Annotated in this window: 21 protein-coding genes and 1 riboswitch; of the genes, 17 read left to right on the top strand and 4 right to left on the bottom strand. The window is 64.1% G+C overall.

Annotation, left to right across the window (positions count from 1 at the left end; genetic code table 11):
• Together mobA and moaA are read right to left on the bottom strand one after the other, a co-directional pair.
• Complete coding sequence (gene mobA, locus OQE62_RS04455) at positions 1-576, bottom strand: molybdenum cofactor guanylyltransferase (RefSeq protein WP_265720791.1); 576 nt, start codon at positions 574-576, stop codon at positions 1-3.
• Position 577: 1 nt separating this feature from the next.
• Positions 578-1,546: a GTP 3',8-cyclase MoaA gene (gene moaA, locus OQE62_RS04450; protein WP_265720790.1), complete on the bottom strand. Its 969-nt coding sequence runs from the start codon at positions 1,544-1,546 to the stop codon at positions 578-580.
• Positions 1,535-1,710, bottom strand: a riboswitch (molybdenum cofactor riboswitch). Its footprint overlaps the gene before it by 12 nt.
• Before the next feature lie 408 nt (positions 1,711-2,118).
• Between moaA and OQE62_RS04445 the strand changes: the two genes are divergently transcribed.
• From OQE62_RS04445 to OQE62_RS04390, 12 genes are all read left to right on the top strand, one after another.
• The gene (locus OQE62_RS04445) at positions 2,119-2,703 is read left to right on the top strand and encodes an ANTAR domain-containing response regulator (protein ID WP_265720789.1); all 585 of its coding nucleotides are present in this window, start codon (positions 2,119-2,121) and stop codon (positions 2,701-2,703) included.
• Positions 2,700-3,767, top strand: a complete 1,068-nt coding sequence (locus tag OQE62_RS04440; protein ID WP_265720788.1) for a CmpA/NrtA family ABC transporter substrate-binding protein — start codon at positions 2,700-2,702, stop codon at positions 3,765-3,767. The genes OQE62_RS04445 and OQE62_RS04440 overlap by 4 nt, the downstream gene beginning before the upstream one ends.
• 292 nt (positions 3,768-4,059) lie before the next feature.
• A complete protein-coding gene (locus OQE62_RS04435; RefSeq protein WP_265720787.1) occupies positions 4,060-5,526 on the top strand; it encodes a NarK family nitrate/nitrite MFS transporter in 1,467 nt (488 codons plus the stop codon).
• Between the two features lie 121 nt (positions 5,527-5,647).
• Complete coding sequence (locus tag OQE62_RS04430) at positions 5,648-7,111, top strand: NarK family nitrate/nitrite MFS transporter (protein WP_265720786.1); 1,464 nt, start codon at positions 5,648-5,650, stop codon at positions 7,109-7,111.
• Positions 7,112-7,126: 15 nt separating this feature from the next.
• Positions 7,127-8,878: a bifunctional protein-serine/threonine kinase/phosphatase gene (locus OQE62_RS04425; RefSeq protein ID WP_265720785.1), complete on the top strand. Its 1,752-nt coding sequence runs from the start codon at positions 7,127-7,129 to the stop codon at positions 8,876-8,878.
• Positions 8,879-8,951: 73 nt separating this feature from the next.
• Positions 8,952-10,958, top strand: a complete 2,007-nt coding sequence (locus tag OQE62_RS04420; RefSeq protein WP_265720784.1) for a clostripain-related cysteine peptidase — start codon at positions 8,952-8,954, stop codon at positions 10,956-10,958.
• 287 nt (positions 10,959-11,245) lie between these two features.
• Positions 11,246-13,771, top strand: coding sequence for a nitrite reductase large subunit NirB (nirB, locus tag OQE62_RS04415; protein WP_265720783.1), 2,526 nt, complete (start codon positions 11,246-11,248; stop codon positions 13,769-13,771).
• 166 nt (positions 13,772-13,937) lie between these two features.
• Positions 13,938-14,330, top strand: a complete 393-nt coding sequence (gene nirD, locus OQE62_RS04410) for a nitrite reductase small subunit NirD (protein WP_265720782.1) — start codon at positions 13,938-13,940, stop codon at positions 14,328-14,330.
• 2 nt (positions 14,331-14,332) lie between these two features.
• Entirely contained in the window at positions 14,333-17,011 is a 2,679-nt protein-coding gene (locus OQE62_RS04405; protein ID WP_265720781.1) for a nitrate reductase, read from the top strand.
• A gap of 107 nt (positions 17,012-17,118) precedes the next feature.
• Entirely contained in the window at positions 17,119-18,369 is a 1,251-nt protein-coding gene (moeA, locus tag OQE62_RS04400; RefSeq protein WP_265720780.1) for a molybdopterin molybdotransferase MoeA, read from the top strand.
• Position 18,370: 1 nt separating this feature from the next.
• The gene (locus OQE62_RS04395) at positions 18,371-18,787 is read left to right on the top strand and encodes a VOC family protein (protein WP_265720779.1); all 417 of its coding nucleotides are present in this window, start codon (positions 18,371-18,373) and stop codon (positions 18,785-18,787) included.
• A gap of 115 nt (positions 18,788-18,902) precedes the next feature.
• Positions 18,903-19,628, top strand: coding sequence for a dienelactone hydrolase family protein (locus OQE62_RS04390; RefSeq protein WP_265720778.1), 726 nt, complete (start codon positions 18,903-18,905; stop codon positions 19,626-19,628).
• Between the two features lie 216 nt (positions 19,629-19,844).
• On the opposite strand, the gene soxR is transcribed toward OQE62_RS04390, so the two are convergent.
• Positions 19,845-20,321 carry a redox-sensitive transcriptional activator SoxR gene (soxR, locus tag OQE62_RS04385; RefSeq protein WP_265720777.1) on the bottom strand — a complete coding sequence of 159 codons (477 nt, stop codon included), beginning with the start codon at positions 20,319-20,321 and terminating at the stop codon, positions 19,845-19,847.
• 119 nt (positions 20,322-20,440) lie between these two features.
• Between soxR and OQE62_RS04380 the strand changes: the two genes are divergently transcribed.
• From OQE62_RS04380 to OQE62_RS04365, 4 genes are all read left to right on the top strand, one after another.
• On the top strand, positions 20,441-20,983 hold the full coding sequence (locus OQE62_RS04380) for an NADPH-dependent FMN reductase (RefSeq protein ID WP_265720776.1): 543 nt from the start codon (positions 20,441-20,443) through the stop codon (positions 20,981-20,983).
• Positions 20,980-22,209: an MFS transporter gene (locus OQE62_RS04375; protein WP_265720775.1), complete on the top strand. Its 1,230-nt coding sequence runs from the start codon at positions 20,980-20,982 to the stop codon at positions 22,207-22,209. The genes OQE62_RS04380 and OQE62_RS04375 overlap by 4 nt, the downstream gene beginning before the upstream one ends.
• A gap of 169 nt (positions 22,210-22,378) precedes the next feature.
• Entirely contained in the window at positions 22,379-23,344 is a 966-nt protein-coding gene (locus OQE62_RS04370) for an ABC transporter ATP-binding protein (protein WP_265720774.1), read from the top strand.
• On the top strand, positions 23,341-24,102 hold the full coding sequence (locus OQE62_RS04365; RefSeq protein ID WP_265720773.1) for an ABC transporter permease: 762 nt from the start codon (positions 23,341-23,343) through the stop codon (positions 24,100-24,102). Before OQE62_RS04370 ends, OQE62_RS04365 begins: the two co-directional genes overlap by 4 nt.
• Positions 24,103-24,153: 51 nt before the next feature.
• Here OQE62_RS04365 and OQE62_RS04360 read toward each other — a convergent pair whose 3' ends face one another.
• Positions 24,154-24,789 (bottom strand): TetR/AcrR family transcriptional regulator, encoded by a 636-nt coding sequence (locus OQE62_RS04360; RefSeq protein WP_265720772.1) that lies wholly within the window; start codon positions 24,787-24,789, stop codon positions 24,154-24,156.
• Between the two features lie 105 nt (positions 24,790-24,894).
• Between OQE62_RS04360 and OQE62_RS04355 the strand changes: the two genes are divergently transcribed.
• Positions 24,895-26,025 (top strand): efflux RND transporter periplasmic adaptor subunit, encoded by a 1,131-nt coding sequence (locus tag OQE62_RS04355; RefSeq protein WP_265720771.1) that lies wholly within the window; start codon positions 24,895-24,897, stop codon positions 26,023-26,025.
• Positions 26,026-26,092: the final 67 nt, after the last annotated feature.

Here is a 26,092-nt window from a genome sequence, read left to right as displayed (position 1 = left end):
CTACGGAAGTGTGAGATCCGCAAACTCCCGCATGGTATTCACATTTTTGTGCCAATCGCCCGGCGGCTTGGGTAACTGGCGCCCGCTAACGGCCTCTATCAGTGCGCGCACCGACGGTTTCTCTCTTTCCGCAACAGCGCCCCGCAGGTAATCGCGGCTGGGTTCGTCCAGCCGCAGCCACAGCGGCAGGTAACAGCGCTCGAAGCAGAGGGCGCCGGCGCGATTTGCCAGTCCCTCACTGCAGAGGGTTTGCAACTGCGCTCTCCGCAACAGCGGCATATCCACCGGTATCGCCAGCAGCACATCGCAGTGGATCCGTTCGCGCCGCAGGTGTTCGGCGGCGGCGTGCAGGCCGCCGAGGGGGCCGCAGTCGGGTACCGGGTCGGCAATACCACCGGGTCTGTCGCCGCTGATCAGCGGCGGCAGCAGGGCTGCACCCGCCGGCGCCCGCATTCGGCGCAACAGGGTCTCGGCGTGCACCAACAGCGTCTGCCCGTCGGCGAGTTGCATCTGCGCCTTGTCCCGCCCCATCCGCCGGGAGCGGCCGCCGGCCAGCACCAGCGGACAGATTCGCACGCTAGCCACCGAGCATCGCCAGGTTGCGCGTGGCGCCCACCTCTTCCTGCTGCAGGTAGTGGCTGGGCTCCTTGTGACCGATCAGCTCGCGCACTCGCTCCGCCACGGCGTCGCTGTCGCCGGAGCGGATGATGTCGTACAGGTCCATGCCCTGATCCGCGAACAGGCACAGGTGCAGCCGCCCCTGGGCGGAAATCCGCAGGCGGTTGCAGCTATCGCAGAAGTCCTCGCTGTAGGGGGTAATCAGGCCGATGCGGCCCCGGTAGTCCGGGTGCCGGTACTCCCGCGCCGGGCCGGCATCGCGGTCCCGCGGCAGCAGCTGCCAGCCCTCGCGCAACAGTTGCCGTTCGATGGTCTCGCCGCGCAGGTGGTTACTGGCGAAGTAGTTCCGGTTGTCGCCGGTGCGCATCAGTTCGATGAAGCGCAGCGTCACCGGATTGTCGCGCAGCCAATGCAGGAAGGCCTGCAGACGACGCTCGGCGCCGTCGGCCAGCAGTACGGCGTTGACCTTGACCTTGACTCCCAAGTCGCGGGCGAGGTCGATCCCCTCCAGCACCTTCGGCAGGCAGTCGTGACCAGTGAAGTCGGCGAATTCGCGGCGATCCAGGGTATCGATGCTGATATTCAACTGGTCGAGCCCGGCGTCGCGCCAGTCGTCGATGACCCTGGGCAGCTTGTAGCCGTTGCTGGTCACCGCCACCCGGCGGATGCCGGGGGTGTCGCTGGCGGCGGCGATGATTTCGGGCAGGTCGGCGCGCAGCGATGGCTCGCCGCCGGTCAGTCGCACCTTTTCCGTACCCAGGCCGGCAAAGGCGCGCACTACCGTGGCCGATTCCGCCGAGGAGAGATGGGGGGATTCGTCCGTGGGCTGATAGCCGTTCGGCAGGCAGTAGCTGCAACGGAAGTTGCAGACATCAGTGACGGACAGGCGCAGGTAGTAAAACCTGCGCCCGAGGTTATCTGTAAGCATCAAACGCCTTTCCAAGTCATCGAGCCACACCGCTGCGGGCTCTCGGGAGGCCGGAAGATTTCTCCGCCGACCCTGGTGACCCAAACCGCTCAAGCGGCTTCGGTCACGGCCCGCAGATCCTATTCGGTGAACTTAGATCGGCGGGCTCGGTGTTTGTAAATTTAGCGAATTCGATTTGCTCTCAAATACGAACAGCTCCGAGGATTGATCACATCTTTCTTCACGCAAACTCCGTGCCATGGCTCTCTCCCGCTCACCTCAACCGTCACCGGACCCGAGCGGCGGGAACGCACCAAAAGCAGGCCGGGCCTGCGGTCACCGCACCAGCATAGCGCAACGGAGGAGCCCTCTGAAGGCGCGGCCCCCTCGATAATCGGTGGATGGATCGTCGCGGTGCGGCGAAACGCCGCCGCCTACAAGGCGGGCGCTAATTGGCACGGCATTTGATTGCCTATGGGTAGAAGCAAGGAGACCCGGCGAATCCCCGCGATTCGCCGGGCTTTTCTGTGCGCCCCGACACTGCCCTTGCAGCGCCGGGGTGCGAAAACAGCAAAACCGACAAGACGGATTCGATGAGCAAACCCCTTGGCATCATGCTGGTGGACGACCAGCCAGAGCGCGCGGAGATGGTGAGCCGGCAGTTGCGGGCCGCCGGCTACCGCCTGCTCGTGCAGCTGACCAGTGCCGAGGGGCTGCTGCAGCACGTGGATAGCCACCGCCCGGATATCGTGCTGATCGATATCGAATCCCCGGACCGCGACATTCTCGACAGCCTCAGCATCATCAACCGGCAGAACCCCACCCCGGTAGCCATGTTCTCCGCCCGCGGCGGCAGCGACTTTATCGGCCGCGCGGTGGAAGCCGGGGTCAGCGCCTATATGGCCGAAGGCATGAGCGCTGAGCGGGTAACGCCGGCGATCGAGATCGCCATGGCGCAGTTTCGCAATTTCCAGCAGTTGCGCCAGTCCCTGGAGCGCACCCGGAAACAGTTGCAGGAACGCAAGACCATCGAGCGGGCCAAGGGCCTGCTGATGGCCAAAAAAGGATTAGACGAGGAAGCGGCGCACCGCACGCTGCGCAATATTGCCATGAACAGTAATTCCACCATGCTCGCCGTGGCGGAGCAGATCATCAACCATTTACAGTCCCAGCCATGACCGCAGCAACGCCACTGAAACCGGAAAAGCCCCGCCTCAAACTGCTGTATCTGCGGCTTACCGACAGTGCGCCGCTGATCGTTGCCCGGGAGATGGGATTCTTCTCTCGCTTCGGCCTCGACGTGGCGCTGCAGCGGGAGACTTCCTGGGCGACGCTGCGCGACAGGCTGATCGGCGGCGCCGCCGATGCCGCCGCCATGCTCGCGCCCATGCCGCTGACCCTGAAACAGGCCCTGCCCCACTGCGAGGAAAAACTGCTCACCGGCCTGATCCTGAGCTGCAACGGCAACGCCATCACCCTGTCGCGGAAAATGCATGGAAAACTGGGACTGGCCGCCGCGGATTCCGGTGCCGCCGGCAGTGCCCTGGCCGCCTACCTGCAGCGGCGCACCCCGGGCACAGCGCCCCTGAAACTCGCCACCGTCTACCCCTTTTCCAGCCACACCCTGCAGTTGCGCCACTGGCTGCGCGGCGCCGGTATCGATCCGGACCGCGACCTGCAAATCCAGGTGCTGCCGCCGGAACAGATGGTGGCGCGGCTCGAGCGCGGCGAGATCGACGGTTACTGTGTGGGCGAGCCCTGGAACACCATCGCCGCGCAACGCGGCCTCGGCACCATCGTCACCACCTGCAATGCACTGCTACCGGCGATGCCGGAAAAAGTGCTGGCCGCGACCGAATCCTGGCATCAGAGAAACCCACTCACCCACCTGGCGCTGCGCGCCGCGCTGCTGCAGGCCTGCGACTGGCTCGCCGACCGCGCCCAGCGGCGCGATGTCGCGGCGATACTGGCGCGGGGGGAATACCTGGACCTGGATGCGGAGAGCCTGACACCGTCGCTGAACGATCAACTTCAGGCCCGGAGCGGGCAGCCGCCATCAGCCAACCCCGACTGGCACCTGTTCGCCCACACCGACAGCGACTGCGGGCGGCCCGACGCGGACAAGGCCCAGCAGTTACTCGGCCTGTGCGAACGCTTCTCGCCCATCAGCGCCGGCGCCGAAAAGGCGTTTCGCGCGGATCTCTACCAACAGACACTGGATTTCCTGCAACGACGCAAATGATCCCGGGAGCGCGGAGCTCCAGCTCCGTATTGCGGGCCCCCGGCCGGCGGAAAGCCAAATGGTGGCACGCTATTTGAATACCACTGCATAGGGGCGAACCTTGTGTTCGCTCAAATAAAGAGTGCAACGGCAACCCCGCTGTTCGCGCAGGAAAATCACTGAATGGACAACGAAGTCCACCGGCCGCAGCCAAGGCCCTGCCAAGGCTGCACCCGTGGGCTTTTTTCGTGCCCGCGGACTATCGAGGTGTGGAAGCAATTCCGCACCGCGCAACCGATAAGAGGAAACGAGCATGTCCAGCAATGCCCTCAACCTGCTGTCCTTCCGCGGCAAGACCCGGATACTGCACCTGACCTGGGTGGCCTTCTTCATCAGCTTCTACGCCTGGTTCAACCACGCACCGCTGCTGATGGCGATTTCCGAGAGCCTGTCCCTGGCACCGGATCAGGTGAAAACCCTGCTGATCCTCAACGTGGCCCTGACCATTCCGGCGCGCATCGTGATCGGAATGTTGACGGACAAATACGGTCCGCGGTTGACTTTCTCGCTGCTGCTGGCGGTAGGCAGTATTCCCTGCTTCATTTTTGCGCTGGCAGACAATTTCGTGCAGGCCGCCATCGGCCGCTTCCTGCTCGGTTTTATCGGCGCCGGCTTTGTGGTGGGTATCCGCATGGTGTCCGAGTGGTTCCCCGCGCGCCAGCTGGGTACCGCCGAGGGGATCTACGGCGGCTGGGGCAATTTCGGCTCCGCCGCGGCGGCCATCACCCTGCCCACAGTGGCGCTGATCTTCGGCGGCGACGATGGCTGGCGCTACGCCATCGGGCTGACCGGTGTGATCGCGCTGGTCTACAGCGTCATCTACTACAACACCGTCACCGATACACCCAAGGGCTCCACCTATTTCAAGCCGAAGAAAATCGGCGGCATGGAAGTCACCGGCAAGGGGGATTTCGCGCTGCTGCTGGTAATGAAGCTGCCGATGTACGCGGCCCTGGCGCTGCTGACCTGGAAACTGTCGCCGGCCGGCGTTTCCCTGCTGCCGGGCATCGCGGCCGCCATCATCTACGCGGGCCTGGTGCTGCTCTATATCCTGGATGCGCGCAAGTGCTACGACATCAATCGCGAGGTACTGCAGACGCCGCCGGAGCCCATCCACCGCTACAAATTCAAGCAGGTCGCCATCCTGAACCTGCTCTATTTCGCCACCTTTGGCTCCGAACTGGCGGTGGTCTCCATGTTGCCGCTGTTTTTTTCCGAAACCTTTACCCTGGACCCGGTCAAGGCCGGCCTGCTGGGCTCCGCCTACGCCTTCATGAACCTGGTTTCCCGCCCCACCGGCGGCCTGTTCAGCGACAAGTACGGCCGCAAGATCACCCTGCAGATTCTGGTGCTGGGCCTGGCGGCGGGTTACCTGCTGATGAGCCAGATCAATTCGGCGTGGCCCATCTACCTGGCAGTGGCGGCGGCCATGTTCTGCTCCTTCTTCGTGCAGGCCGGCGAGGGCGCCGTGTTCGCGGTGGTGCCACTGATCAAGCGCCGCCTCACCGGCCAGATCGCCGGCATGACCGGCGCCTACGGCAATGTGGGAGCCGTCTTCTACCTGACGGTGCTGAGCCTGGTGTCCTACGAGGTTTTCTTTCTGGTCATTGCCGCCACCGCGGTGGTGGGCTTCGCCGCGCTGCTGCTGATGGAGGAACCGCAGGGGCAGATTGCGGAAACCCTGCCGGACGGGAGTGTTTCCCTGATCAATGTCACTTGATGTAAATAGCAAAAAACAAAAATTGAAAACCGGAAAGTAATTGGCGGGGATCCCCTGGAGTTTCCAGGGGATTCCCGTTTTTCAGCGTTTGAAACCTGAGAGAAACGGATAAGGAAAGAGTATGTCCGGAGATTCCCTGAAACTGTTTTCCTTTCGCGGGAAGAGCAGAATACTGCACCTGACCTGGCTGGCATTTTTCATCTGCTTTTTTGCCTGGTTCAACCACGCGCCGCTGTTGATGGCGATTGCCGACAGCCTGTCGCTGAGCAGCCAGCAGGTGAAGACACTGCTGATCCTGAACGTGGCACTGACCATTCCCGCGCGCATCATTGTCGGTATGCTCACCGATAAATACGGTCCCCGGCGCACCTACTCCGCGCTGTTGCTGGTAGGCAGCGTGCCCTGTTTCATCTTCGCACTGGCGGACAGCTTCGCCGCCGCGGCCCTGAGCCGCTTCCTGCTCGGCTTTGTCGGTGCCGCTTTTGTCATCGGTATCCGTATGGTATCCGAGTGGTTCCCAGCCAGGCAGTTGGGCACCGCCGAGGGCATCTACGGCGGCTGGGGCAATTTCGGCTCCGCCGCCGGGGCCATGAGCCTGCCCGCTGTCGCGCTGGTATTCGGCGGCGAGGACGGCTGGCGCTATGCGGTGGGGCTCACCGGTGTGCTCTGTGTGGTGTACGGCTGTATCTACTATTTCTCCGTCACCGACACCCCCAAGGGCGCCACCTATTTCAAGCCGAAAAAGATGGGCGCCATGGAGGTCACCAGCCCCGGCGACCTGGTGTTGCTGCTGGTGATGCGGCTGCCGCTGTACGCGGCCCTGGCGCTGCTGACCTGGAAACTCTCCGGCGAGGCCGGCCTGCTGTCCGGCTTCTGGGCCACAATCATCTACTCTGGCCTGGGACTGCTCTACCTGCTGGATGTCAGAAAGAGTTTCAGCGTCAACCGCGAAATGCTGACCACACCGCCGGAGCCGCTGCTGCGCTATAAATTCAAGCAGGTGGCGGTGCTGAACCTGCTCTACTTCATCACCTTCGGCTCCGAGCTCGCAGTCATTTCCATGCTGCCGCTGTTCTTCTCCGAGACCTTTACCCTGAGCCCGGTGATGGCCGGGCTGCTGGGCTCATCCTATGCGGTCATGAACCTGCTGGCGCGCCCCGCCGGCGGCCTGATCAGCGATCGCTGCGGACGCAAGGCCACACTGCTGGTGCTGGTGGCGGGGCTGGCCGCCGGCTACTGCGTCATGAGCCAGATAGGCGACAACTGGCCGCTGTTCCTGGCTGTCGCCACAACCATGGGCTGCGCCTTTTTCGTGCAGGCCAGTTCCGGCGCGGTGTTCGCGATGGTTCCCCTGATCAAGCGCCGCCTCACCGGCCAGATCGCCGGCATGACCGGCGCCTACGGCAATGTGGGGGCGGTCTGCTTTCTCACGGTGCTCAGCCTGGTGTCCTACCAGACCTTCTTCCTGGTCATCGCCGCCACTGCCGCGGTCGGTTTTGCGGCACTCTTCCTGCTGGAAGAACCGCAAGGACATATGGCCGAGGTGATGCCCGATGGCAGTGTCTCGCTGATCGATGTGGCCTGACAGGGGAACGCCGATTTGAACCTAGAAACACAAAAAGAATGCGCCCCTCTCCCTCCGGGAGAGGGGCCGGGGGAGAGGGCGAACGAGTCCCTGAAATTCTCCAGCGCCTCCATCGCCGGCCGCCGCCAACACAACGACGACGCCTGCGCCGTCTGCCAGCCAGAGGGCGCGGAGCTGCGCAGCCGCGGCGCCCTCGCCGCCGTGGCCGACGGCGTCGCCAGTGCCGAAGCCGGCGGCGAGGCGGCGCGGGCTGCGGTGAGCGGCTTCCTGTCCGACTACTACAGCACCCCGGAAACCTGGCCGCTGAAAAAGGCCGCCGCACGGGTACTGCAATCCCTCAACGGCTGGCTCTACCGCAAGAGTGGCGGCGGCGAAATCAAGCAGGGCTGGCTGACCACCTTCTCCACCGCCATTTTCAAGGGCGCCAGCGTGCACCTGATCCATATCGGCGATTCGCGCATCTACCGCCTGCGTGGCGACAGGCTGGAGTGCCTCACCCGAGACCACAGCCGCGCCCTGGGACCCGGCCGCACCTTCCTCGCCCGCGCGCTGGGCATGGACGCCCATGTGGACGTGGACTACCGCCGCGAAGAACTGCAGCCCGGCGATACCTACCTGGTCAGCAGCGACGGTGTACACGATTTCCTGCCGGCGGAAACGGTTGTCGGGATTCTGCATAACAGCGGCGATAACGCCGCCCGGGCGCTGGTGGACGCGGCCCTGGACGCCGGGTCCGGCGACAACCTGAGCGCCGTTGTCTGCCGGGTCAATCGCGTCGAGGCCAGCGACGACGACCTGCTGAACCACAACCGCCAGCTCCCCTTCCCCCCGGACCTGCGCCCCGGCAACAAACTGGACGGCTACCTGATTCTGCAGGAACTGCACACCAGCAGCCGCAGCCAGTTGTACCTGGCCCGGGACCTGGACACGGGCGAGCTGCGGGCCATCAAGACCCCCTCGGTGAACTTCTCCGACGACCCCCTCTATATCGAGCGCTTTATCGCCGAGGAGTGGACCGGCCGCCGCCTGGACCACCCGGGCATCATCCGCGTGTATCCGCCCAGGCCGGAACGGCAGTTTCTCTACCATGTGCTGGAATATATCGACGGCCAGAACCTGCGCCAGTGGATGCAACTGAACCCGCAGCCGGCTGTCGAGCAGGTGCGCGAGCTGATCGCGCAACTGGTCAGCGCCCTGCGCCGGCTGCAACGCATGGAAATCGTGCACGGTGACCTGAAACCGGAAAACATCATGGTCACGGCCGACGGCCGCCTGAAACTGATCGACCTGGGCGGCGCCGACGGTGCCGGGATACGCGAACACCTGAACCTGGCCGACGACACCCCGCCGGGCAGCAAGAACTACGCCGCGCCCGAATACTTCCTCGGCGACAGGCCCAGCCACCGCTCGGATATCTTTTCCCTGGGCGTAATCGCCTACGAACTGCTGACCGGTCGCTACCCCTATCCCGAGCGCGCCGGTTTTCGTCACTACCAGTTAAAGCACTACGCCAGTCTGCGCTACACCCGCGCCCGGCAACACCGCGAAGATATCCCCGAGTGGATAGACGGCGCCCTGCGCAAAGCCTGCGCGCCCGACCCCGGCCACCGCTACCCGGCGCTGTCCGAATTCGTGCACGACCTGCACACCCCCAACCCGGAATTCAGTCACGAGCGGGAACGGCCGCTGATGGAGCGGAATCCGCTGCTGTTCTGGCAACTGGTGGCGCTGTTGTTGCTGCTCTCCCACCTGCTGCACCTGCTTTGACGGGAGCGACTACACTTCGCATGACCCCGGGAGCACGGATGCCCCGCCCGACTCAACGGAAGAGACTGTATCGATGACATCGACAAACCCGCGCAAAGCCTCTATCCGCGCCCTGTACCCGCTGCTGGCAGTAGTCGCCCTGCTGCTGTTCGGCTGTGACAGCGATTCCGGCGCCTCCCGCCGCCTGCAACAAGGACCCGCCAGCGGGGAAACAAAGGAATGGACCTTCCTCGCCTATATGAACGGCGACAACGCCCTGGTGGACTCGGCCACGTCGGACTTCCAGCGAATGGCCGCCGCCGACCTGGGTGGCAACGTCAATCTGCTGGTGTTTATCGACTACGACGCGAGCCAGGAGAAAAGGAACAAACAAGGCGAAGGAACCGGCGAGAAATATCCGCGCGGCGCCTTTTTGTTCCGGCTCCCCGGCGGCGGCGGCGACCCCCAGTTGGTGCAGTGGTTCGACGAGCTGAATATGGACAACCCCGCGACGCTCCGACGGGCGGTAGCTCGGGCTTTCTCCCTCTTCCCGTCCAGGCGCCGCGCCCTCCTGCTCTGGGATCACGGGGGTTCCTGGCCCTGGGGTTTCGGCGGCGACCAGCAGGACGGCACCCTGGAATCGCCCAGGGGCATCCGCACCGCAGAAATCGCCGGGGCGGTGCGTTCGGGCCTGGAACGGGCGGCATTGAGCGCCCCACTCGATCTGCTGGGTTTCGACGCCTGCCTGCTCGCCGGTGCCGAAGTGACCCAGGACCTGGTGGGCGTGACCCGGCTGTACCTCGCCCCCGCCGAGATGGACTACGGCGGAAGCTGGAACTACACCGGCTTTCTCAGTTATCTGGGCGCCAACCCTGAAGCCGATCTGAAGCAACTGGGTAAAGCGGAAGTGGCCCTGTGGGACCAGTGGAAGACCGGCGGCGGAAAGCAGATCTCCGACCCGCTGCTGCGCTCGCAGATAGCGCTCGATATGGAGGCCTACCCGGATTTCGTCGCGGCATTCGCCGACTTCGCCGAGGGCGTGCGCCAGCTTTCCGCGACGGAAGGCATCGATTTCACCCGCGCGGCAATTTTCGCGCAACCCACCTATAGCCAGTCCCTGGCGGAGCCCGCCGAGCGCAACACCGAGCTGCGCGATGTGGGGCAATTTCTGGATGCGGTTGCCGAGGAGGTGGATGCACTCGCGGGCAAAGCTCTCACCGCGCGCATGGCCCTGGCGGAGGCCACCATTGCGGTATCCCAGGGCGACCTGCGGCGCGGGCAGAGCGGCTTCCACCTGGAACTGCCGCCGACCACCGAAACCACCCCCGAGCTGCTGGAGAACTACGCGCGCAATGCCACCGGTTTCGCGGAGGCCACCGGCTGGGACCGGGTGCTGGATCACTACGCCGATTTCAACGACCACAGCCCCCCGACCATCCAATCGAACCTGGACGAGTCCGGCAACCCGCCCGTGCTGACTTTCTCCGTCCCGGAAGCCGATGCGGCCGCCGCCGAGGTGGACCTGGCCATCGTCGATCCGGACAACCCGGACCAGGCAGTGCACACGGGCCTGATCGCACGCGGCGTCATAGAGCCGGGCACCGACTATCGAGTGGCCTGGGACGGCCGGGTCACCACCCTGCCGGATGGCAAGGGCGGCCAGCAACTGGTGGACGTACAGGTGTGGGAAGCGCCCCCGCACGACTTCACCGGGGCGCCGGCAGAGCCACCGATACTCGCAATCCCCGGCATATTTACCGAAACGGACGGCGACAAAGCCAATGCCTGGCTGCTCTACCGGGAGGGCGCCACTGCCGTGGAGGACATAGTCCTGACCCTGTCTCCCGGTGGCGCCTCCGCAATAGCGCTTGCGGAAGCCGCGAACGAAGGCACCTTCACACCCAGCCTGCAAGTGATCTCGCCGAACGCGCCGGATTCCACACCGGCGCCGCGGATGGGCAGCCCCATTCCGGTGCGGGCTCAGATTCCCATTTCGAAAGAACCCGCAGCCGCGGGACACTATGTACTGATCACCATCGCAGCCGACGTCTTCGGCAACGGCGCGGTCGCGCAGCACCCATTCGACTTCACCGGGCCCTGACGGCCGCCACGCCACCGTTTCCGGGCGGGGCAGCACCAGCCGGGTGCAAACAAGCCGGATTCGCACCAATTTATTGCAAACCATGCCGGCAATCCCGCGGCAACCCCACAAATATCAAGCCCTTAGCGGTTGGCACGCTACTTGAATAAGCAATATCACCAACACAATTTATCTTCCTAACGAGGCAACGGCGCCTGAACTCTTCGGCAGAAGAGGAGGCGCCCGTGCCAGGCCGCACCGCTCCCCCCTCTCCTGCCGGGCAATTCAGACACAACACGGCAGGCATTATGGTTAAGCAAAAACTGATCGTTATCGGCAACGGCATGGTGGGCCACCACTTTCTCGAACAACTGGCCTCCAGGCCGGAAAAAGAACTGTTCGACGTTACCGTCTTCTGCGCCGAACCCAGACCCGCCTACGACCGCGTCCACCTGTCCGAGTATTTCGCCGGCCGCAGTGCTGACGACCTGGCCATGGGCAAGATCGAGCAATACCGCGACTGGGGCTTCGAGCTGCTGCTGAACGACGCCGCAGTGAGTATCGATCGGAAAAACAAGGTCGTCACCTCCGAATCCGGCGCCGAAAAAAGCTACGACAAGCTGATTCTCGCCACCGGCTCCTATCCCTTCGTGCCGCCGATCCCCGGCCACGAGCACGAAAAGTGCTTCGTCTACCGCACCCTGGAAGACCTGGACGCGATTCGCGCAGCCAGTGAAAAGGCCACCACCGGCGTGGTGGTCGGCGGCGGCCTGCTGGGCCTGGAGGCGGCCAATGCGCTGAAGGAGCTGGGGCTGGAAGCCCACGTGGTGGAATTCGCCCCGGGCCTGATGTCGGTGCAACTGGACGAGGGCGGCTCGGAGCTACTGCAGCACAAGATCGAAGACTTGGGCGTAACCGTACACGCCAGCACCGCCACCGAACTGATCGAAGAGAAAGACGGCCGGCTGCGCATGCAGTTCAAGGGCGACCGCGAACTGACCACCGACCTGATCGTTTTCTCCGCCGGTATCCGCCCCGAAGACAAGCTGGCAAAATCCGCCGGCCTGCAACTGGGCGAGCGCGGCGGTATCGTCATCGACGAAGCCTGCCGCACTTCCGACGGCAACATCTTTGCCATCGGCGAATGTGCCCTCTACAACAATTTCATCTACGGCCTGGTGGCTCCCGGCTACACCATGGCCCGCAATACTGTGTCGATACTCTGCGGCGAAGAAGCCCTGTTCACCGGCGCCGACATGAGCACCAAACTGAAACTGCTGGGCGTGCAGGTGGGCTCCATCGGCGATGCTCACGGCCGCGCCGAGGGCGCCGCGGCCATTACTTTTGTGGACGAGCAGAGCGGTGTCTACAAACGCATGATCACCGACGCCGAGGGCAAGCAACTGCTGGGTGCGGTAATGGTCGGGGATACCGACGATTACGACCAGTTGCTGCAATACCACCTCAACGGGATCGAACTTCCCGAACAGCCGGAGCAACTGATCCTGCCCGCCGCCGACGGCGCGGCGCCGACCCTGGGTGCCGGCGCCCTGCCGGAGACCGCCACCATCTGCTCCTGCCACAACGTCAGTAAGGGCGATATCGTGCAGTCGGTACAGGGCGGCTGCTGTTCCCTGGGCGAAGTGAAGGATGCCACCAAGGCCTCCACCGGCTGCGGCGGCTGTTCCGCGCTGCTGAAAAACGTCGTCGACGAGGAACTGGCCGCACTGGGTATGGAAGTGAACAACGACCTCTGCCCCCACTTCCCCCACACCCGCCAGGAGATCTTCCATATGGTGCAGGTGGAGGAAATCAAAACCTTCGACGAACTGCTGGAAAAGCACGGCCGCGGCAACGGCTGCGAGATCTGCAAGCCGACAGTGGCCTCGATCCTCGCCTCCCTGTGGAACGAGCATGTGCACGAGAAACCGCACGTGGGCCTGCAGGACACCAATGACACCTTCATGGCCAATATGCAGAAAAACGGCAGCTACTCGGTAGTGCCGCGCGTGCCCGGCGGCGAGATTACCCCGGACAAGCTGATCGTGCTCGGCCAGGTGGCGAAGAAGTACGACCTCTACACCAAGATTACCGGCGGCCAGCGCGTCGACCTGTTCGGTGCGCGGCTGGAACAACTGCCGGAAATCTGGCGCGAGCTGATCGACGCCGGCTTCGAAACCGGCCACGCCTACGGCAAGGCCCTGCGCACGGTAAAATCCTGTGTCGGCAGTACCTGGTGCCGCTTCGGCGTACAGGACAGCGTCGCCATGGCGCTGGATGTGGAAAACCGCTACAAGGGCCTGCGCTCGCCGCACAAGATCAAGATGGCCGTGTCCGGCTGTACCCGCGAGTGCGCCGAGGCCCAGAGCAAGGACGTGGGCGTGATCGCCACCGAGAACGGCTGGAACCTGTTCGTCTGCGGCAACGGCGGTATGCGCCCGCGCCACGCGGACCTGTTCGCCACCGATCTCGACGACGAGACACTGATCAAGTACATCGACCGCTTCCTGATGTTCTACGTGCGCACCGCGGACAAACTGCAGCGCACCTCGGTGTGGCTGGAGAACCTGGACGGTGGCCTCGACTACCTCCGCGAAGTCATCATCGACGACAAACTTGGTATATGCGACGAACTGGAAGCGCAGATGGCCAATATCGTGGGCACCTACCAGTGCGAATGGAAAACCGCCATCAACGATCCGGAAATGCTCAAGCGCTTCCGCCAGTTCGTGAACACCGACGAGCCGGACGAAAAGATCGTCTTCGTAGAAGAACGCGGCCAGCCGCGTCCGGCGGAGGAAGAGGAAATCGTAAAAATCGCCGAGCCGGCATGATGAGTGGCTGATGGCGAGTGTAGGGTGCGCCGTGCGCACCGCCAGCGCCCGGAACAGCGCGTAGTCTTGTAGGGTGGATAAGTCCCACGCGCATCCACCAATAGCGGGCCTCCGGCCCGCAAGCCGAGCTGGAGCTCGGCGCTCCCAGCGTATTCAGGAGAACACCATGAACCAAGTTGCCATAACCCACACCCAGTGGCAGCCGATCTGTCAGCAATCGGATCTGGTTGCCGATTCCGGAGTGTGTGCCCTTGTGGGCGATGATTCTTCCGGCAAAACTTCCGGCAAAAAGAGTATCGCCCTGTTTTTTATTCCCGGCGCGGAGCCGCAGCTCTACGCCATCGACAACCGCGACCCCTTCGCCAATGCCGGCGTCATCGCCCGCGGCATCGTTGCCGAGGTGGACGGGGAACTGACGGTATCCTCGCCGCTTTACAAGCAGCATTTCCGCCTCAGCGACGGCGTCTGCCTGGAGGACGAAAACGTAAAACTGGCCACCTACCCGACCGCCTTTGACGGCGAGACAGTGCTTGTATCCACCGGGCCGGAAGAATCCTGAAAATGGCATTGATCGAGCGGTTTCGCGCACAGAAAACCTGCACTACCTGCCCCTACTGCGGCGTCGGTTGCGGCGTCGCCGCCACGCACAAACGCGGTGTCAACGAGGAGATCAGCGTCGAGGGCGACGCGCAGCACCCGGCCAATCTCGGCCGCCTGTGCGTCAAGGGGTCGGCGTTGGCGGAAACCCTCGGCGAGCGCGGCCGCCTGCTGCGCCCGCGCCTGCACGGCCGCGAGCACGACTGGGACAGCGCCATGGACTACATGGCCCGCAAGTTCGCGCGCACCATTGCCGAACACGGCCCCGATTCGGTGGCCTTCTACCTCTCCGGCCAGTTGCTGACCGAAGACTACTATGTCGCCAACAAGCTGATGAAGGGCTTTATCGGCAGCGGCAATGTGGACACCAACTCGCGCCTGTGCATGTCGTCCGCGGTGGCCGCGTACAAGCGTTCCCTGGGTGCGGATGCGGTGCCCTGCTGCTACGAGGACCTGGAGGAAGCGGACCTGGTGGTGCTGGTGGGTTCCAACGCCGCCTGGACCCACCCGATCCTCTTCCAGCGCATGCAGGCGGCGCAGACGAAACTGGTGGTGATCGACCCCCGCGCCAGTGCCACCAGCGAAATGGCGGACCTGCACCTGCCGATCACACCGGGCAGCGACGGGGCGCTGTTCAACGGCCTGCTGCGTTTCCTCTCGGAAGAAAATGCGCTCGACCGGGAATTCATCGCCAATCACACGGAGCACTTTGAGGAAACGCTGCAAACGGCGGGGGAGTGGACACCGGAGAAAACTGCAGAGAGATGCGGTGTGGCAGTCGCCGACCTGCAGGCATTTTTTACGCTCTTTGCGCGCAGCGAAAGAACGGTCAGCTTCTATTCCCAGGGCATCAACCAGTCCAGCAGCGGCACCGACAAGAACAACGCCATCATCAACTGCCACCTGGCGACCGGCCGTATCGGCAAACCCGGTAGCGGCCCCTTTTCCATCACCGGCCAGCCCAATGCCATGGGCGGGCGCGAGGTGGGCGGGCTGGCCAACATGCTCGCCGCTCACATGAATTTCGAGGCGGAGGAAATCGACCGCGTGGGCCGTTTCTGGCGCGCCGGCAATATGGCGCAGGGGCCGGGCCTGAAAGCGGTGGACCTGTTCCGCGCGGTGGAGCGCGGCGAGATCAAGGCCATCTGGATCATGGCCACCAATCCGGCGGTGAGCATGCCGGACGCGGCCCGCATCGGCCGCGCACTGGAAAAGTGCCCGCTGGTGGTGGTGTCCGACTGTGTCGCCGACACCGATACCGCCCGCTGCGCCGACCTGCTGTTGCCGGCCACCACCTGGGGAGAGAAAAACGGCACCGTCACCAATTCCGAGCGGCGCATCTCCCGGCAGCGGCGCTTTCTGGCACCGCCGGGCGAAGCCCGCCACGACTGGCAGATCATCTGCGACCTGGCGCAACGCCTCGGTTACGGCGAACAGTTTGACTACCGGCATCCGGCGGAAATTTTCCGCGAACACGCCGCCCTGTCCGGCTTCGAAAACCAGCCCGGAACGCCGGGCCAGCGCGCCTTCGATATCTCCGCACTGGCGGATATCAGCGAGCGGGAGTACGACCAGTTGCAGCCGGTGCAGTGGCCGGTCAATAACGCCAATCCCGGGGGCAGCCGCAGGCTGTTCGCCGACGGGCGCTTCTTTACCGACAGCGGTCGCGCACAGTTTCTCCCCGTGGAGCCGCTGGCGCCGCAGCAGCAGCGCAGCGGCGACTACCCCCTGTGGCTGAACAGCGGCCGTATGCGCGACCAGTGGCACACCATGACCCGCACCGGGCGCGCGCGCAAACTGCTGGACCACAGCGAAATGCCGCAGGTCCAGATCCATCCCACCGATGCCCGCGACTGCGCCATCGACGACGGACAACTGGTGGAATTGGCCAGCGCCCGCGGCCGGCTGCGCGGCCGCGCCCAGATCACCGCGGCGCAGAAACAGGGCGAGCTGTTCGCGCCGATTCACTGGAGCGAAAGCCTGGCCGGCGACAGCCGTGTCAGTGCACTGGCGGAACCGGCCATCGATCCCCACTCCGGACAACCCGAATTCAAGCAGGTGGCGGTGCGGCTGCGGCCGCTGTCCGTGCACAGCTACCTGTGCCTGATCTGCCCGTCGGAAACGGCAACCCGGTTTCAATCCCTGCTGCCGGAGATCGAATCCCTGGTGCACTGGTACCGGGTCCCCTGCGACGGCGGCTACCGTTACGAGCTGGCACTGAGCGAACCGCCGGATTGCCGCCCGCTGGCGCAGCAATTGCTGGAAGGTATCGGCGAGCCGCTCCGCTGGCAGCAACTGCAGTTGCCCGCGGACCAGCGCTGGCTGGTGTACACGGACGCGCTGCAACTGCTGCTGTTCAGCGCCACCGACTGGCGCCAGCTGCCCGACCGACACGCGCTGGAACAGTGGCTGACGGATCCACTGCCGGACAACCCGGCACTGTTGCTGCAGAAAATCACCCCGGCGGCGCAGATGGTCTGCAGCTGCATGCAGGTATCGCGGGACCAGATCGAAACCGCCATCGCCGAGGGCACCGACTCCGTGGAAGCACTGGGCGAACAGCTCGGCTGCGGTACCAACTGCGGTTCCTGCAAGCCGGAGATTGCATCGATTCTGCGGGCGCAGGCCAGAAGTGTCGCGTAATACCCATAAGTACCGACAGCCCCGTTTTTAAAGAGCTACCCACCGATTTAATTTTGGCGCCGATCGCGCTATGGTCGGGACCATCTCCGCAATAAAGACAAAAGCCCATGACCATCGATCCCCGCCTGCAGAGTGGCCTGCTTCCGGTGGAGCAGGCCCGCGCGCAACTGCTGGAATCCGTCACCCCGCTGCGGCAAACCGAGACGCTCCCACTGGAACAGGCCTGCGGCCGCGTACTGGCGGAGCCCGCCGACGCACAAGTGGACCTGCCCCCCTGCGACAATTCGGCCATGGACGGCTACGCCCTCTGCGGCGAAGGCAGGCAGTTCACCCTGGTGGGCAAGAGCCTGGCCGGCCACCCCCACAGCGGCAACCTGCAGCCCGGCCAATGCGTGCGCATCACCACCGGCGCGGCGCTGCCCGGGGGCGCCGACCGGGTTGTAATGCAGGAGAATGCCGACCTCGATGGAGAAACTGTCCTGCTGCAGAAGGAGGCTCGTATCGGCGAACATATCCGCCGCCGCGGCGAGGATGTCGGCAGCGGGGAACAGATCGTGCCGGCGGGCCGCCGGCTCAAGGTCGCGGATATCGCCCTGCTCGCCGCCGCCGGCGTGTCGCGGGTCACGGTTCTGCGCCGCCTGCGCGCGGCACTGTTGTCGGTGGGCGACGAACTCAAGCCACTGGAAACGCCGGCGGCGGAGTTGGGTACCGGCGATATCTACGACAGCAATCGCATCGCGCTCAAGGCCGCCCTGGGCGAACTGGATATCGAAGTCGTGGACCTGGGCTGCCAGCCGGACGATCCCGGACAGATTCGCGCCGCATTCGAAAAAGCGCGGGACAGCGCGGATATCGTCATCACCAGCGGCGGCGTTTCCGTGGGCGAGGCGGACTATACTCGCGACGTGCTCGAGGAGCTGGGGCAACTGGAAATGTGGCGCCTGGCGATCAAGCCCGGCAAGCCCTTCACCTTCGGGCGGCTGCCGCGCACCGAGGGCGTCAGCTATTTCTTCGGCCTCCCCGGCAACCCGGTATCCGCGCTGGTCACCCTCTACCAACTGGTACTGCCCGCGCTGGAAAAACTGCGCGGCGCCGGCGACGATGTTGTGCGTTTTCGGGGCCGCGCGCGCCTGCTGAACCCGATCCGCAAATCGCCGGGGCGCCTGGATTTCCAGCGCGGCTATACCTACCGCGACGGCGACGGCCTGCAGGTGGTGGAGACGGCGGGCATCCAGGGCAGCCATATCCTGTCCGGCTTTTCCCGCGCCAACTGTTTTATTGTACTGCCGCGCGAAAGCGGCAACTGCGATACCGGCGACTGGGTTACCATTGAACCTTTCCAGAAACCACTGACTTAAAATGCGCCCGTTCAAGATTCAACAGATCGACCATATCGTGCTGCGCGTCAGCGACCTGCAGGCGATGATGGATTTCTACATCGACGTGCTCGGCTGTACCCTGGAGCGGGAAGAGCGCGAGATCGGCCTCTACCAGTTGCGCGCCGGCAGCAGCCTGATCGACCTGGTGCCGGTCGATCGGAAACTGGGCCGCGCCGGCGGCGCGGCACCGGGCAGGGAGGGCCGCAACCTGGATCACCTGTGCCTGAGCCTGGCCCCTTTCAACGCCGACGCCATCATCCGCCACCTGCGCAGACAGGGTGTCGACCCCGGCCCGGTGGAATCCCGCTACGGCGCCGGGGGCGAGGGCCCCTCTATCTATATTGCCGATCCCGAAGACAATGTGGTGGAGCTCAAAGGCCCGCCCCGGGAGACCTGATCCGTAGGGTGCGCCGTGCGCACCGATACCATGATCTGCGTTCGCACTGAGCAGTGCGCAGGGCGCACCTACCCGCAAACAGACACATTCAATCCAGATGACAAGGAGAGCAAAGATGCACAGCGAAACGATCGAATACACGGTAGAGGGCGACTCCTTTACCGGCTATATCGCCTATGACGACAGCGCCAGCGGCAAGCGCCCCGGTATCCTGCTGATTCACGAGTGGTGGGGCCACAACGAGTTTGCCCGCGAGGAGGCCGACAAACTGGCGGCGGAGGGCTACACCGCCTTTGCCCTGGATATGTTCGGCACCGGCAAGCAGGCGGACAACCCGGACGACGCCGCCGCGCTGATGAACACCGCCCTGGAAACCCCCGGCGCCATCGAGGCGCGCTTCCGCGCGGCGCTGGAAATCCTGCAGAAACACGAGACTGTCGACGCGGACAAAATCGCCGCGCAGGGCTACTGCTTCGGCGGCGCCGTGGCACTGAACATGGCGCGGCTGGGACTGGACCTGAAAGGCGTGGTGAGTTTCCACGGCAACCTGGCCAGCGATATCGAGGCGAAACCGGGCGGCGTGAAAGCCGAGTTGCGTGTCTACACCGGCGGTGCCGACGATATGATTCCGGCTGACGAGGTGAGTGCCTTTGTCGAGGAAATGCAGAAAGCCGGGGCCAAGTTCGAGCTGACCAGCTACCCGGGCGTCAAGCACGGCTTTACCAATCCCGCCGCCACCGGGCGCGGCGAGAAATTCGGCATCCCTCTGGCCTACGATGAAGACGCCACCAGGGACGCCTGGGAGGGCGCCACCGCCTTTTACCGCAAGCTGTTTGGCTGATCGGGGCACCGGGCTCCTTCGCCCCCTCTCCCCCGGCCCCTCTCCCGGCGGGAGAGGGGAGCTAAGCCGGAAACACCGGGGACAAACCAACCTTCCATCCCTCTCAGGCCTCATACCAGTCCCCTCTCCCACCGGGAGAGGGTTAGAGCCTGCCCCGGACTTGATCCGGGGGAGAGGGGAGCTACATCGGAAACACCGGGGCACAACCGGAATTCCCTACGATTTTCGGCGCACCGATTCCAGGTACCAGGCGCCGCTGCCCCACTCCGCCGCCTTGTCGCCCGGATTGCGCAGCGGGCAGCTCTTCATCGACAGGCAGCCGCAGCCGATGCAATCATCCAGGCTACTGCGCAATCGCGTCAGCTCCTCGATACGCGTATCCAGTTCCTGCCGCCAGCGCGCCGACAGCCGCGTCCAGTCTTTCTTGTTGGGTGTGCGACCTTCCGGCAACGTATCCAGCGCCGACTTGATCTCCGCCAGTGGAATACCGGTGCGCTGGGCCACCTTGATGATACTCACCCGCCGCAGCACATCCCGCGGGTAGCGCCGCTGGTTGCCACCGGTGCGCCAGCTTTTGATCAACCCCTTGGTCTCGTAAAAATGCAGCGTGGATACCGCCACGCCGCTGCGCTCGGCCACCTCTCCCACGCTCAGTTCGCGGTTCAGCTTGTTGCAGCTTTCGCTTTTTTTCATAGCCATTCACCCGGGTTTGCCATAGCGAAAATAAATCGCCATTTTTTGTTGACCTAAAGTTTACTTGAGCTTTTACACTGCACGGCGTTCGATTGCAACAACCACCGGGAGAAATCACCATGGAAAACAGACTCCGCATCGCACTGATCTACGGCAGCACCCGCGAAGGACGTTTCTGCGACACCATCGTCGACTGGACCGCCGCCCAACTGGAAAGACTGGGCGACTGCCAGCTGGACCTGATAGACCCCGCGGCCCCCGACGCCGTGAACGAGCGCCTGGAGCGGGCGGATGGATTCATCGTTGTCACGCCGGAGTACAACCACGGTTACCCGGCACCGTTGAAGGCACTGATAGACACAACCGGTTCCGGCTGGCAGGGCAAGCCGGTGGGATTTGTCAGCTACGGCGGCGTATCGGGGGGCAGCCGCGCGGTGGAGCAGTTGCGGCAGGTGTTCGCGGAAATGCACTCGGTCACCCTGCGCGACAGCGTCAGCTTCATCAACGCCTGGGAGCAGTTCGAAGACGGCCAGCTGCGCGATCCGGCGCGCGCCGAGCGCTCGCTGAAACGGATGTTCACGCATCTGCACTGGTGGGCCGATGCCCTGCGCCGGGCCCGCGCGCGGGTGCCCTACGGGGAAATCGGGGAGATCGCCGCATGAATCACACCGAGCGGCACTTGGCCGGACGCCGTATTGCGTTGCTCTGCCTGGCGGCACTGACAGTCATGTCCGGGGCCACTATTGCGCCCTCGCTGCCGGCGCTGCAGTTGCATTTCGTCGACAATCCGCACAGCGAACTGCTGACGCGGCTGGTACTGACACTGCCGGCGCTGTTCATCGCGCTGTTTGCACCGCTTGCCGGTGTCGTTTCGGATCGCTTTGGACGTCGCCCGCTGCTGTTGGCTTCGATCCTGCTGTATGCGCTCGCGGGCAGTTCGGCACTGCTGCAGGACAGCCTGGCCGGCATACTGGCGGGCCGCGCGCTGCTGGGTATCGCCGTTGCCGGCACCATGACCTCGGTTACCGCCCTGGCAGGGGATTACTTTTCCGGCGCCGCCCGGGAAAAGTTCATGACCCAGCAGACTGCCTTCATCAGTTTCGGAGGCGTGGTATTTCTGGTGGGCGGCGGCCTGCTGGCGGACCTGCACTGGCGAGCCCCTTTTGCCATCTACGGCACGGCCCTGCTACTGCTGCCGGCGGCGGCACTTTTCCTGCGCGAACCGACAGCGGGCGGGAGAAGTGTGGCCGGTAACGCAGCCCCGGGCGGCGTCCGTCTGGCGCTGGCCGCGGTGTTCGCTGCGGCAATAGTCAACAGCCTGGCCTTCTACCTGATACCGACCCAGCTCCCTTTCCTGCTGCGGGACATCGGTATCGACCGGCCGAGCCTCACCGGTATCGCCATTGGCGGCGGCAACCTGCTCGGCGCCATCAGTTCGCTGTTGCTCTACCGACGACTGCTCGCGCGCCTGGGCACAGCGGGTGTCTTCGCCTTCTGCTTTGCGGTCATGGCCTGCGGTCTGATGCTGGTTGCAGGCAGCGGCGGCTTTACCGCGGTAGTGCTGGCAATGGCCCTGTTCGGTATCGGCATGGGTTCCGTGATGCCCCACCTGGCCAATACTGCCATCGGGCTGGCCCCGCCGGGGATGCGGGGCCGCGTATCCGGTGTGCTGACCGCCAGTATTTTTTTCGGCCAGTTTCTGTCGCCCCTGATCAGCCAGCCCTGGGCGCGGCATTTCGGGCTCGCCGACAGTTTCACCCATATGGGCGCACTGCTGTTGCTACTGGCTGCGGTCGCTCTGGTGGTCCCGCTCAGGCGCCGCAGGGCAGTGAGCACAGCGGATTTACCCCGGCGAACGACCGGGAATTCAGCTACTGACATATCCTGACAGGCAACTGCCATAAACTCGACAGTCTCGAACTCCGGACGGACAAAGCTGGCTCCGCCACGTCGACACACCGCCACGTCAATAGGGTAGGATGTCGACCTGCCCGGCTTACAGTCGACAGTATGAGACACCACACTCAAATGGGCATTTTCAGAAGGAAGAAAGCAAAGTGGAATCGATTATTTCCGTGAAGGGGCTGGGTAAAACCTATGCCGGCGGTTTTACCGCCCTGAAGAACGTGGACCTGGATATCCGGCGCGGCGAGATATTTGCGCTGCTGGGTCCCAACGGCGCCGGCAAGACCACGCTGATCAGTATCATCTGCGGCATCGTCAATCCGACCGGCGGCAGTGTGACCGCCGACGGCTGTGACATCATCCGCGATTTTCGTGCGGCGCGCAGCAAAATCGGCCTGGTACCGCAGGAACTGGCCACCGACGCCTTCGAGAGCGTGCTGGCCACGGTCACTTTCAGCCGCGGCCTGTTCGGCAAGTCGCCGGACCCGGCCTATATCGAAAAGCTGCTGCGCCAGCTTTCCCTGTGGGAAAAGAAGGACAGCAAGATCATGGCGCTGTCCGGCGGCATGAAGCGCCGGGTGATGATTGCCAAGGCCCTGTCCCACGAGCCGGCCATCCTGTTCCTCGACGAGCCCAGTGCCGGCGTGGACGTGGAGCTGCGCCAGGATATGTGGGAGATGGTGCGCGGCCTGCGCGAATCCGGGGTGACCATCATTCTCACCACCCACTATATCGAGGAGGCCGAGGAGATGGCCGACCGGGTCGGCGTAATCAACCACGGCGAAGTGGTACTGGTGGAAGAGAAAAACACCCTGATGCAGAAGATGGGCGAGAAGGAACTGAGCCTGCACCTGCCGGAACCGCTGCAGCAGGTGCCGGAGGCGCTACGGGATCTGCCGCTGACGCTGAACGACGACGGCAGCCGGCTGATCTACCGCTTCGATATCAAGAGCAACGATACCGGCATCACCGAACTCCTGCGGCGGCTGAACGAAGCCGAGATCGAGTTCCGCGACCTGCACACCCGGGAGAGCTCCCTCGAGGAGATCTTCGTCGGACTGGTGCGCGGCGAGCGCGAGGAAAAGGCAGAGCAGTTGACCAAGGAGACACTGGAATGAACTGGTATGGAATCCGCGCCATCTACAAATTCGAAATGGCCCGTACCGGGCGCACCCTGATGCAGAGTATCGCCTCGCCGGTGTTATCGACCTCGCTCTACTTTATCGTCTTCGGCGCCGCCATCGGCTCGCGCATGGGGGATATCGACGGGATCAGCTACGGGGCCTTCATCATTCCCGGCCTGCTGATGCTGTCACTACTGAGTGAAAGTATCTCCAATGCCTCTTTCGGTATCTTCTTCCCGAAATTTTCCGGCACCATCTACGAGGTGCTGTCGGCACCGGTATCGGCGTTCGAAATCGTCGCCGGCTATGTGGGCGCGGCAGCCACCAAGTCGATCATTCTCGGCCTGCTGATCCTGGTCACGGCGCGCTTTTTCGTCGACTACGAAATCGTGCATCCCTTCTGGATGTTCGGCTTCCTGGTACTGACGGCACTGACCTTCAGTATGTTCGGCTTCGTCATCGGTATCTGGGCGGACGACTTCCAGAAACTGCAGGTGATTCCGTTGATGGTGGTGACACCGCTGACCTTCCTCGGCGGCGCCTTCTATTCCATCAATATGCTGCCGGAGCTGTGGCAGAAGGTCATCCTCTTCAACCCCGTGGTCTACCTGATCAGCGGCTTCCGCTGGGCCTTCTATGGGGTATCGGACGTGAATGTGGGTATCAGCCTGGGGATGACACTGCTGTTCCTGGTACTGTGCATGACCGGGATCTGGTGGATTTTCCGAACCGGGTACCGCATCAAGACCTAAAGGTCGGATCCCCGGCGTGCCGGCAAATGTTGGCGAGGCAGGCTCCTGTCGTCAGTTTTCGTAGGCGCGCAGGAAAAACCGCACCACCTTGTCCACCCGCTCGCGGATTTCCGCTTCCGAGGGTGGCTCGCTGCAGCCGATCAACACCTGCGTGTTCCGGCAACCCATCAGCATACTGAAGAAATGCTCCGCGGCCGCGGCCGGATCCTCCAGCTGGAGCAGCTCCAGCTCCACCGCGCGCCGCAACAGGCACTCCATCTCTCCCAGGGTGCGCCTGGGCCCGGCTTCAAAGAACAGCTCCGCCATTTCCGGCTCCCGCGGCGCCACCGCGCACAGCAGGCGCATCAGCCTGATGGAATCGTCGCTGTCGACCATGGCCAGGAAGGCCGCGCCGATACGCTTCAAGACCGCCTCGATCGAGTCCCCCTCCTCCAGCGCAAACATCGGCAGTGGCATCTGGCTCTCGCACTTGGCACCGATCGCCGCGCTGAAGAGCGTCGCCTTGTCGTAAAAGTGGCTGTAGACGGTCAGCTTGGACACACCGGCTGCCGCGGCCACCGCATCCATACTGGTGCCGGCAAAGCCCCCGGACAGGAACAGCCCCTTGGCCGCATCGAGAATCGCCCGGCGCTTGGCCGGGTCCTTGGGACGGCCCCGCACTGCGGCCGGTGAAGACTGTTCAGACATAGCGCTCCATATACTGGACTCGGGAGTTCAATAAAATTACTATACTCGTCAGTATAACATTGCCGGCGGAGCCGGCGCCCTCTTTCACCGGCAAAGGGAATGTCCATGGCCCGATCGCTCACTCTCACAGGGGCTGTCGCGGCGGCGCTGCCGCTCTGTCTCGCACTCGCCGCCTGCTCGCAGAAGGAAGCCGACACGGCGGAGCAGCCGCGCCCCGCCATCGTCGTGCAACCGCAGCCTGCCGGCGTCCACCGGCAGGTTTATCCCGGCGAGGTGCACGCCCGCTACGAGCCCGACCTCGCCTTCCGCATCGGCGGCAAGATCAGCCGCCGGCTGGTACAGGAGGGCGACCGCGTGCAGCGCGGCGCCCCCCTGGCAGAACTCAACGCCGACGACCTGCAGCTGGAACTGGACAGCGCCCGTGCGCAGCTGGATTCGGCACAGTCGGATCACCATCTCGCCGACAGTGAACTGGAACGCCACCGCTCCCTGCTGGAACGCCAGCTGATCAGCCAGTCGCAGTTCGACACCGTACAGAGCCGCTTCGATGCCAGCGCCGCACAATTGAAACGGGCCCGTGCCAATCTGGAAGTAGCCCGCAACCGGGCCGGTTACGCGGTGTTGAAGGCCCCCCGGGACGGGGTGATCGCCCGGCGCCGGGCGGAAGCCGGCCAGGTGGTGTCCGCCGGCCAGACGGTCTTTACGCTGGCGGCGGACGGCGAGCGGGAAGTGCGCATCGACCTGCCGGAGCAGGAAATCGAACGCTTCTCCGTGGGACAGACGGTGACCCTGGAACTCTGGTCCCGCCCGGGCGAGCCCTTCCGCGGACAGATCCGCGAGCTCTCCCCCGCCGCCGATCCCGCCTCCCGCACCTATGAAGCGCGGGTGGCCTTCGACAACGGCGAGGTCAAGGCCGAGCTGGGCCAGAGCGCGCGGGTGTTTACCAATACCGCCGAGCGGCGCCACGCCCTGTCGATTCCACTGGCCGCACTGACCGCCGACGACGGCGAGCCCTTTGTCTGGGTACTGGACCCGGATAACAACACCCTGCACAAGACGCCGGTCACCGCAGGCGCCTTCGGCGCCGAGCGGGTACCGGTGCTCGCCGGCCTGGAGCCCCACCACTGGGTGGTGGCCGCCGGCACTCAACTGCTGCGGGACGGCCAGCGGGTACGACCGGTGGACCGGATGAACCGGCCGCTGGAAATCGGGCTTTCGCAGACCGGGCAGAACTGATGCGGGAGCTACGGGCGCACCCTACACCGACTCGTTCCCATCCTGCGGCTATACGCAAAGGCACAAG

The organism is Microbulbifer halophilus, from assembly GCF_026183675.1.
GTDB lineage: Bacteria > Pseudomonadota > Gammaproteobacteria > Pseudomonadales > Cellvibrionaceae > Microbulbifer > Microbulbifer halophilus.
The sequence above is the reverse complement of the archived record's forward strand: the minus strand, read 5'-3'. Positions and strand labels throughout refer to the sequence as shown.

Coding starts and splice junctions, on each gene's coding strand:
- moaA (WP_265720790.1), bottom strand. CDS start 1,546: ATGCTTACAGATAACCTCGGGCGCAGGTTTTACTACCTGCGCCTGTCC.
- OQE62_RS04445 (WP_265720789.1), top strand. CDS start 2,119: ATGAGCAAACCCCTTGGCATCATGCTGGTGGACGACCAGCCAGAGCGC.
- OQE62_RS04440 (WP_265720788.1), top strand. CDS start 2,700: ATGACCGCAGCAACGCCACTGAAACCGGAAAAGCCCCGCCTCAAACTG.
- OQE62_RS04435 (WP_265720787.1), top strand. CDS start 4,060: ATGTCCAGCAATGCCCTCAACCTGCTGTCCTTCCGCGGCAAGACCCGG.
- OQE62_RS04430 (WP_265720786.1), top strand. CDS start 5,648: ATGTCCGGAGATTCCCTGAAACTGTTTTCCTTTCGCGGGAAGAGCAGA.
- OQE62_RS04420 (WP_265720784.1), top strand. CDS start 8,952: ATGACATCGACAAACCCGCGCAAAGCCTCTATCCGCGCCCTGTACCCG.
- nirB (WP_265720783.1), top strand. CDS start 11,246: ATGGTTAAGCAAAAACTGATCGTTATCGGCAACGGCATGGTGGGCCAC.
- nirD (WP_265720782.1), top strand. CDS start 13,938: ATGAACCAAGTTGCCATAACCCACACCCAGTGGCAGCCGATCTGTCAG.
- OQE62_RS04405 (WP_265720781.1), top strand. CDS start 14,333: ATGGCATTGATCGAGCGGTTTCGCGCACAGAAAACCTGCACTACCTGC.
- moeA (WP_265720780.1), top strand. CDS start 17,119: ATGACCATCGATCCCCGCCTGCAGAGTGGCCTGCTTCCGGTGGAGCAG.
- OQE62_RS04395 (WP_265720779.1), top strand. CDS start 18,371: ATGCGCCCGTTCAAGATTCAACAGATCGACCATATCGTGCTGCGCGTC.
- OQE62_RS04390 (WP_265720778.1), top strand. CDS start 18,903: ATGCACAGCGAAACGATCGAATACACGGTAGAGGGCGACTCCTTTACC.
- soxR (WP_265720777.1), bottom strand. CDS start 20,321: ATGAAAAAAAGCGAAAGCTGCAACAAGCTGAACCGCGAACTGAGCGTG.
- OQE62_RS04380 (WP_265720776.1), top strand. CDS start 20,441: ATGGAAAACAGACTCCGCATCGCACTGATCTACGGCAGCACCCGCGAA.
- OQE62_RS04375 (WP_265720775.1), top strand. CDS start 20,980: ATGAATCACACCGAGCGGCACTTGGCCGGACGCCGTATTGCGTTGCTC.
- OQE62_RS04365 (WP_265720773.1), top strand. CDS start 23,341: ATGAACTGGTATGGAATCCGCGCCATCTACAAATTCGAAATGGCCCGT.
- OQE62_RS04360 (WP_265720772.1), bottom strand. CDS start 24,789: ATGTCTGAACAGTCTTCACCGGCCGCAGTGCGGGGCCGTCCCAAGGAC.
- OQE62_RS04355 (WP_265720771.1), top strand. CDS start 24,895: ATGGCCCGATCGCTCACTCTCACAGGGGCTGTCGCGGCGGCGCTGCCG.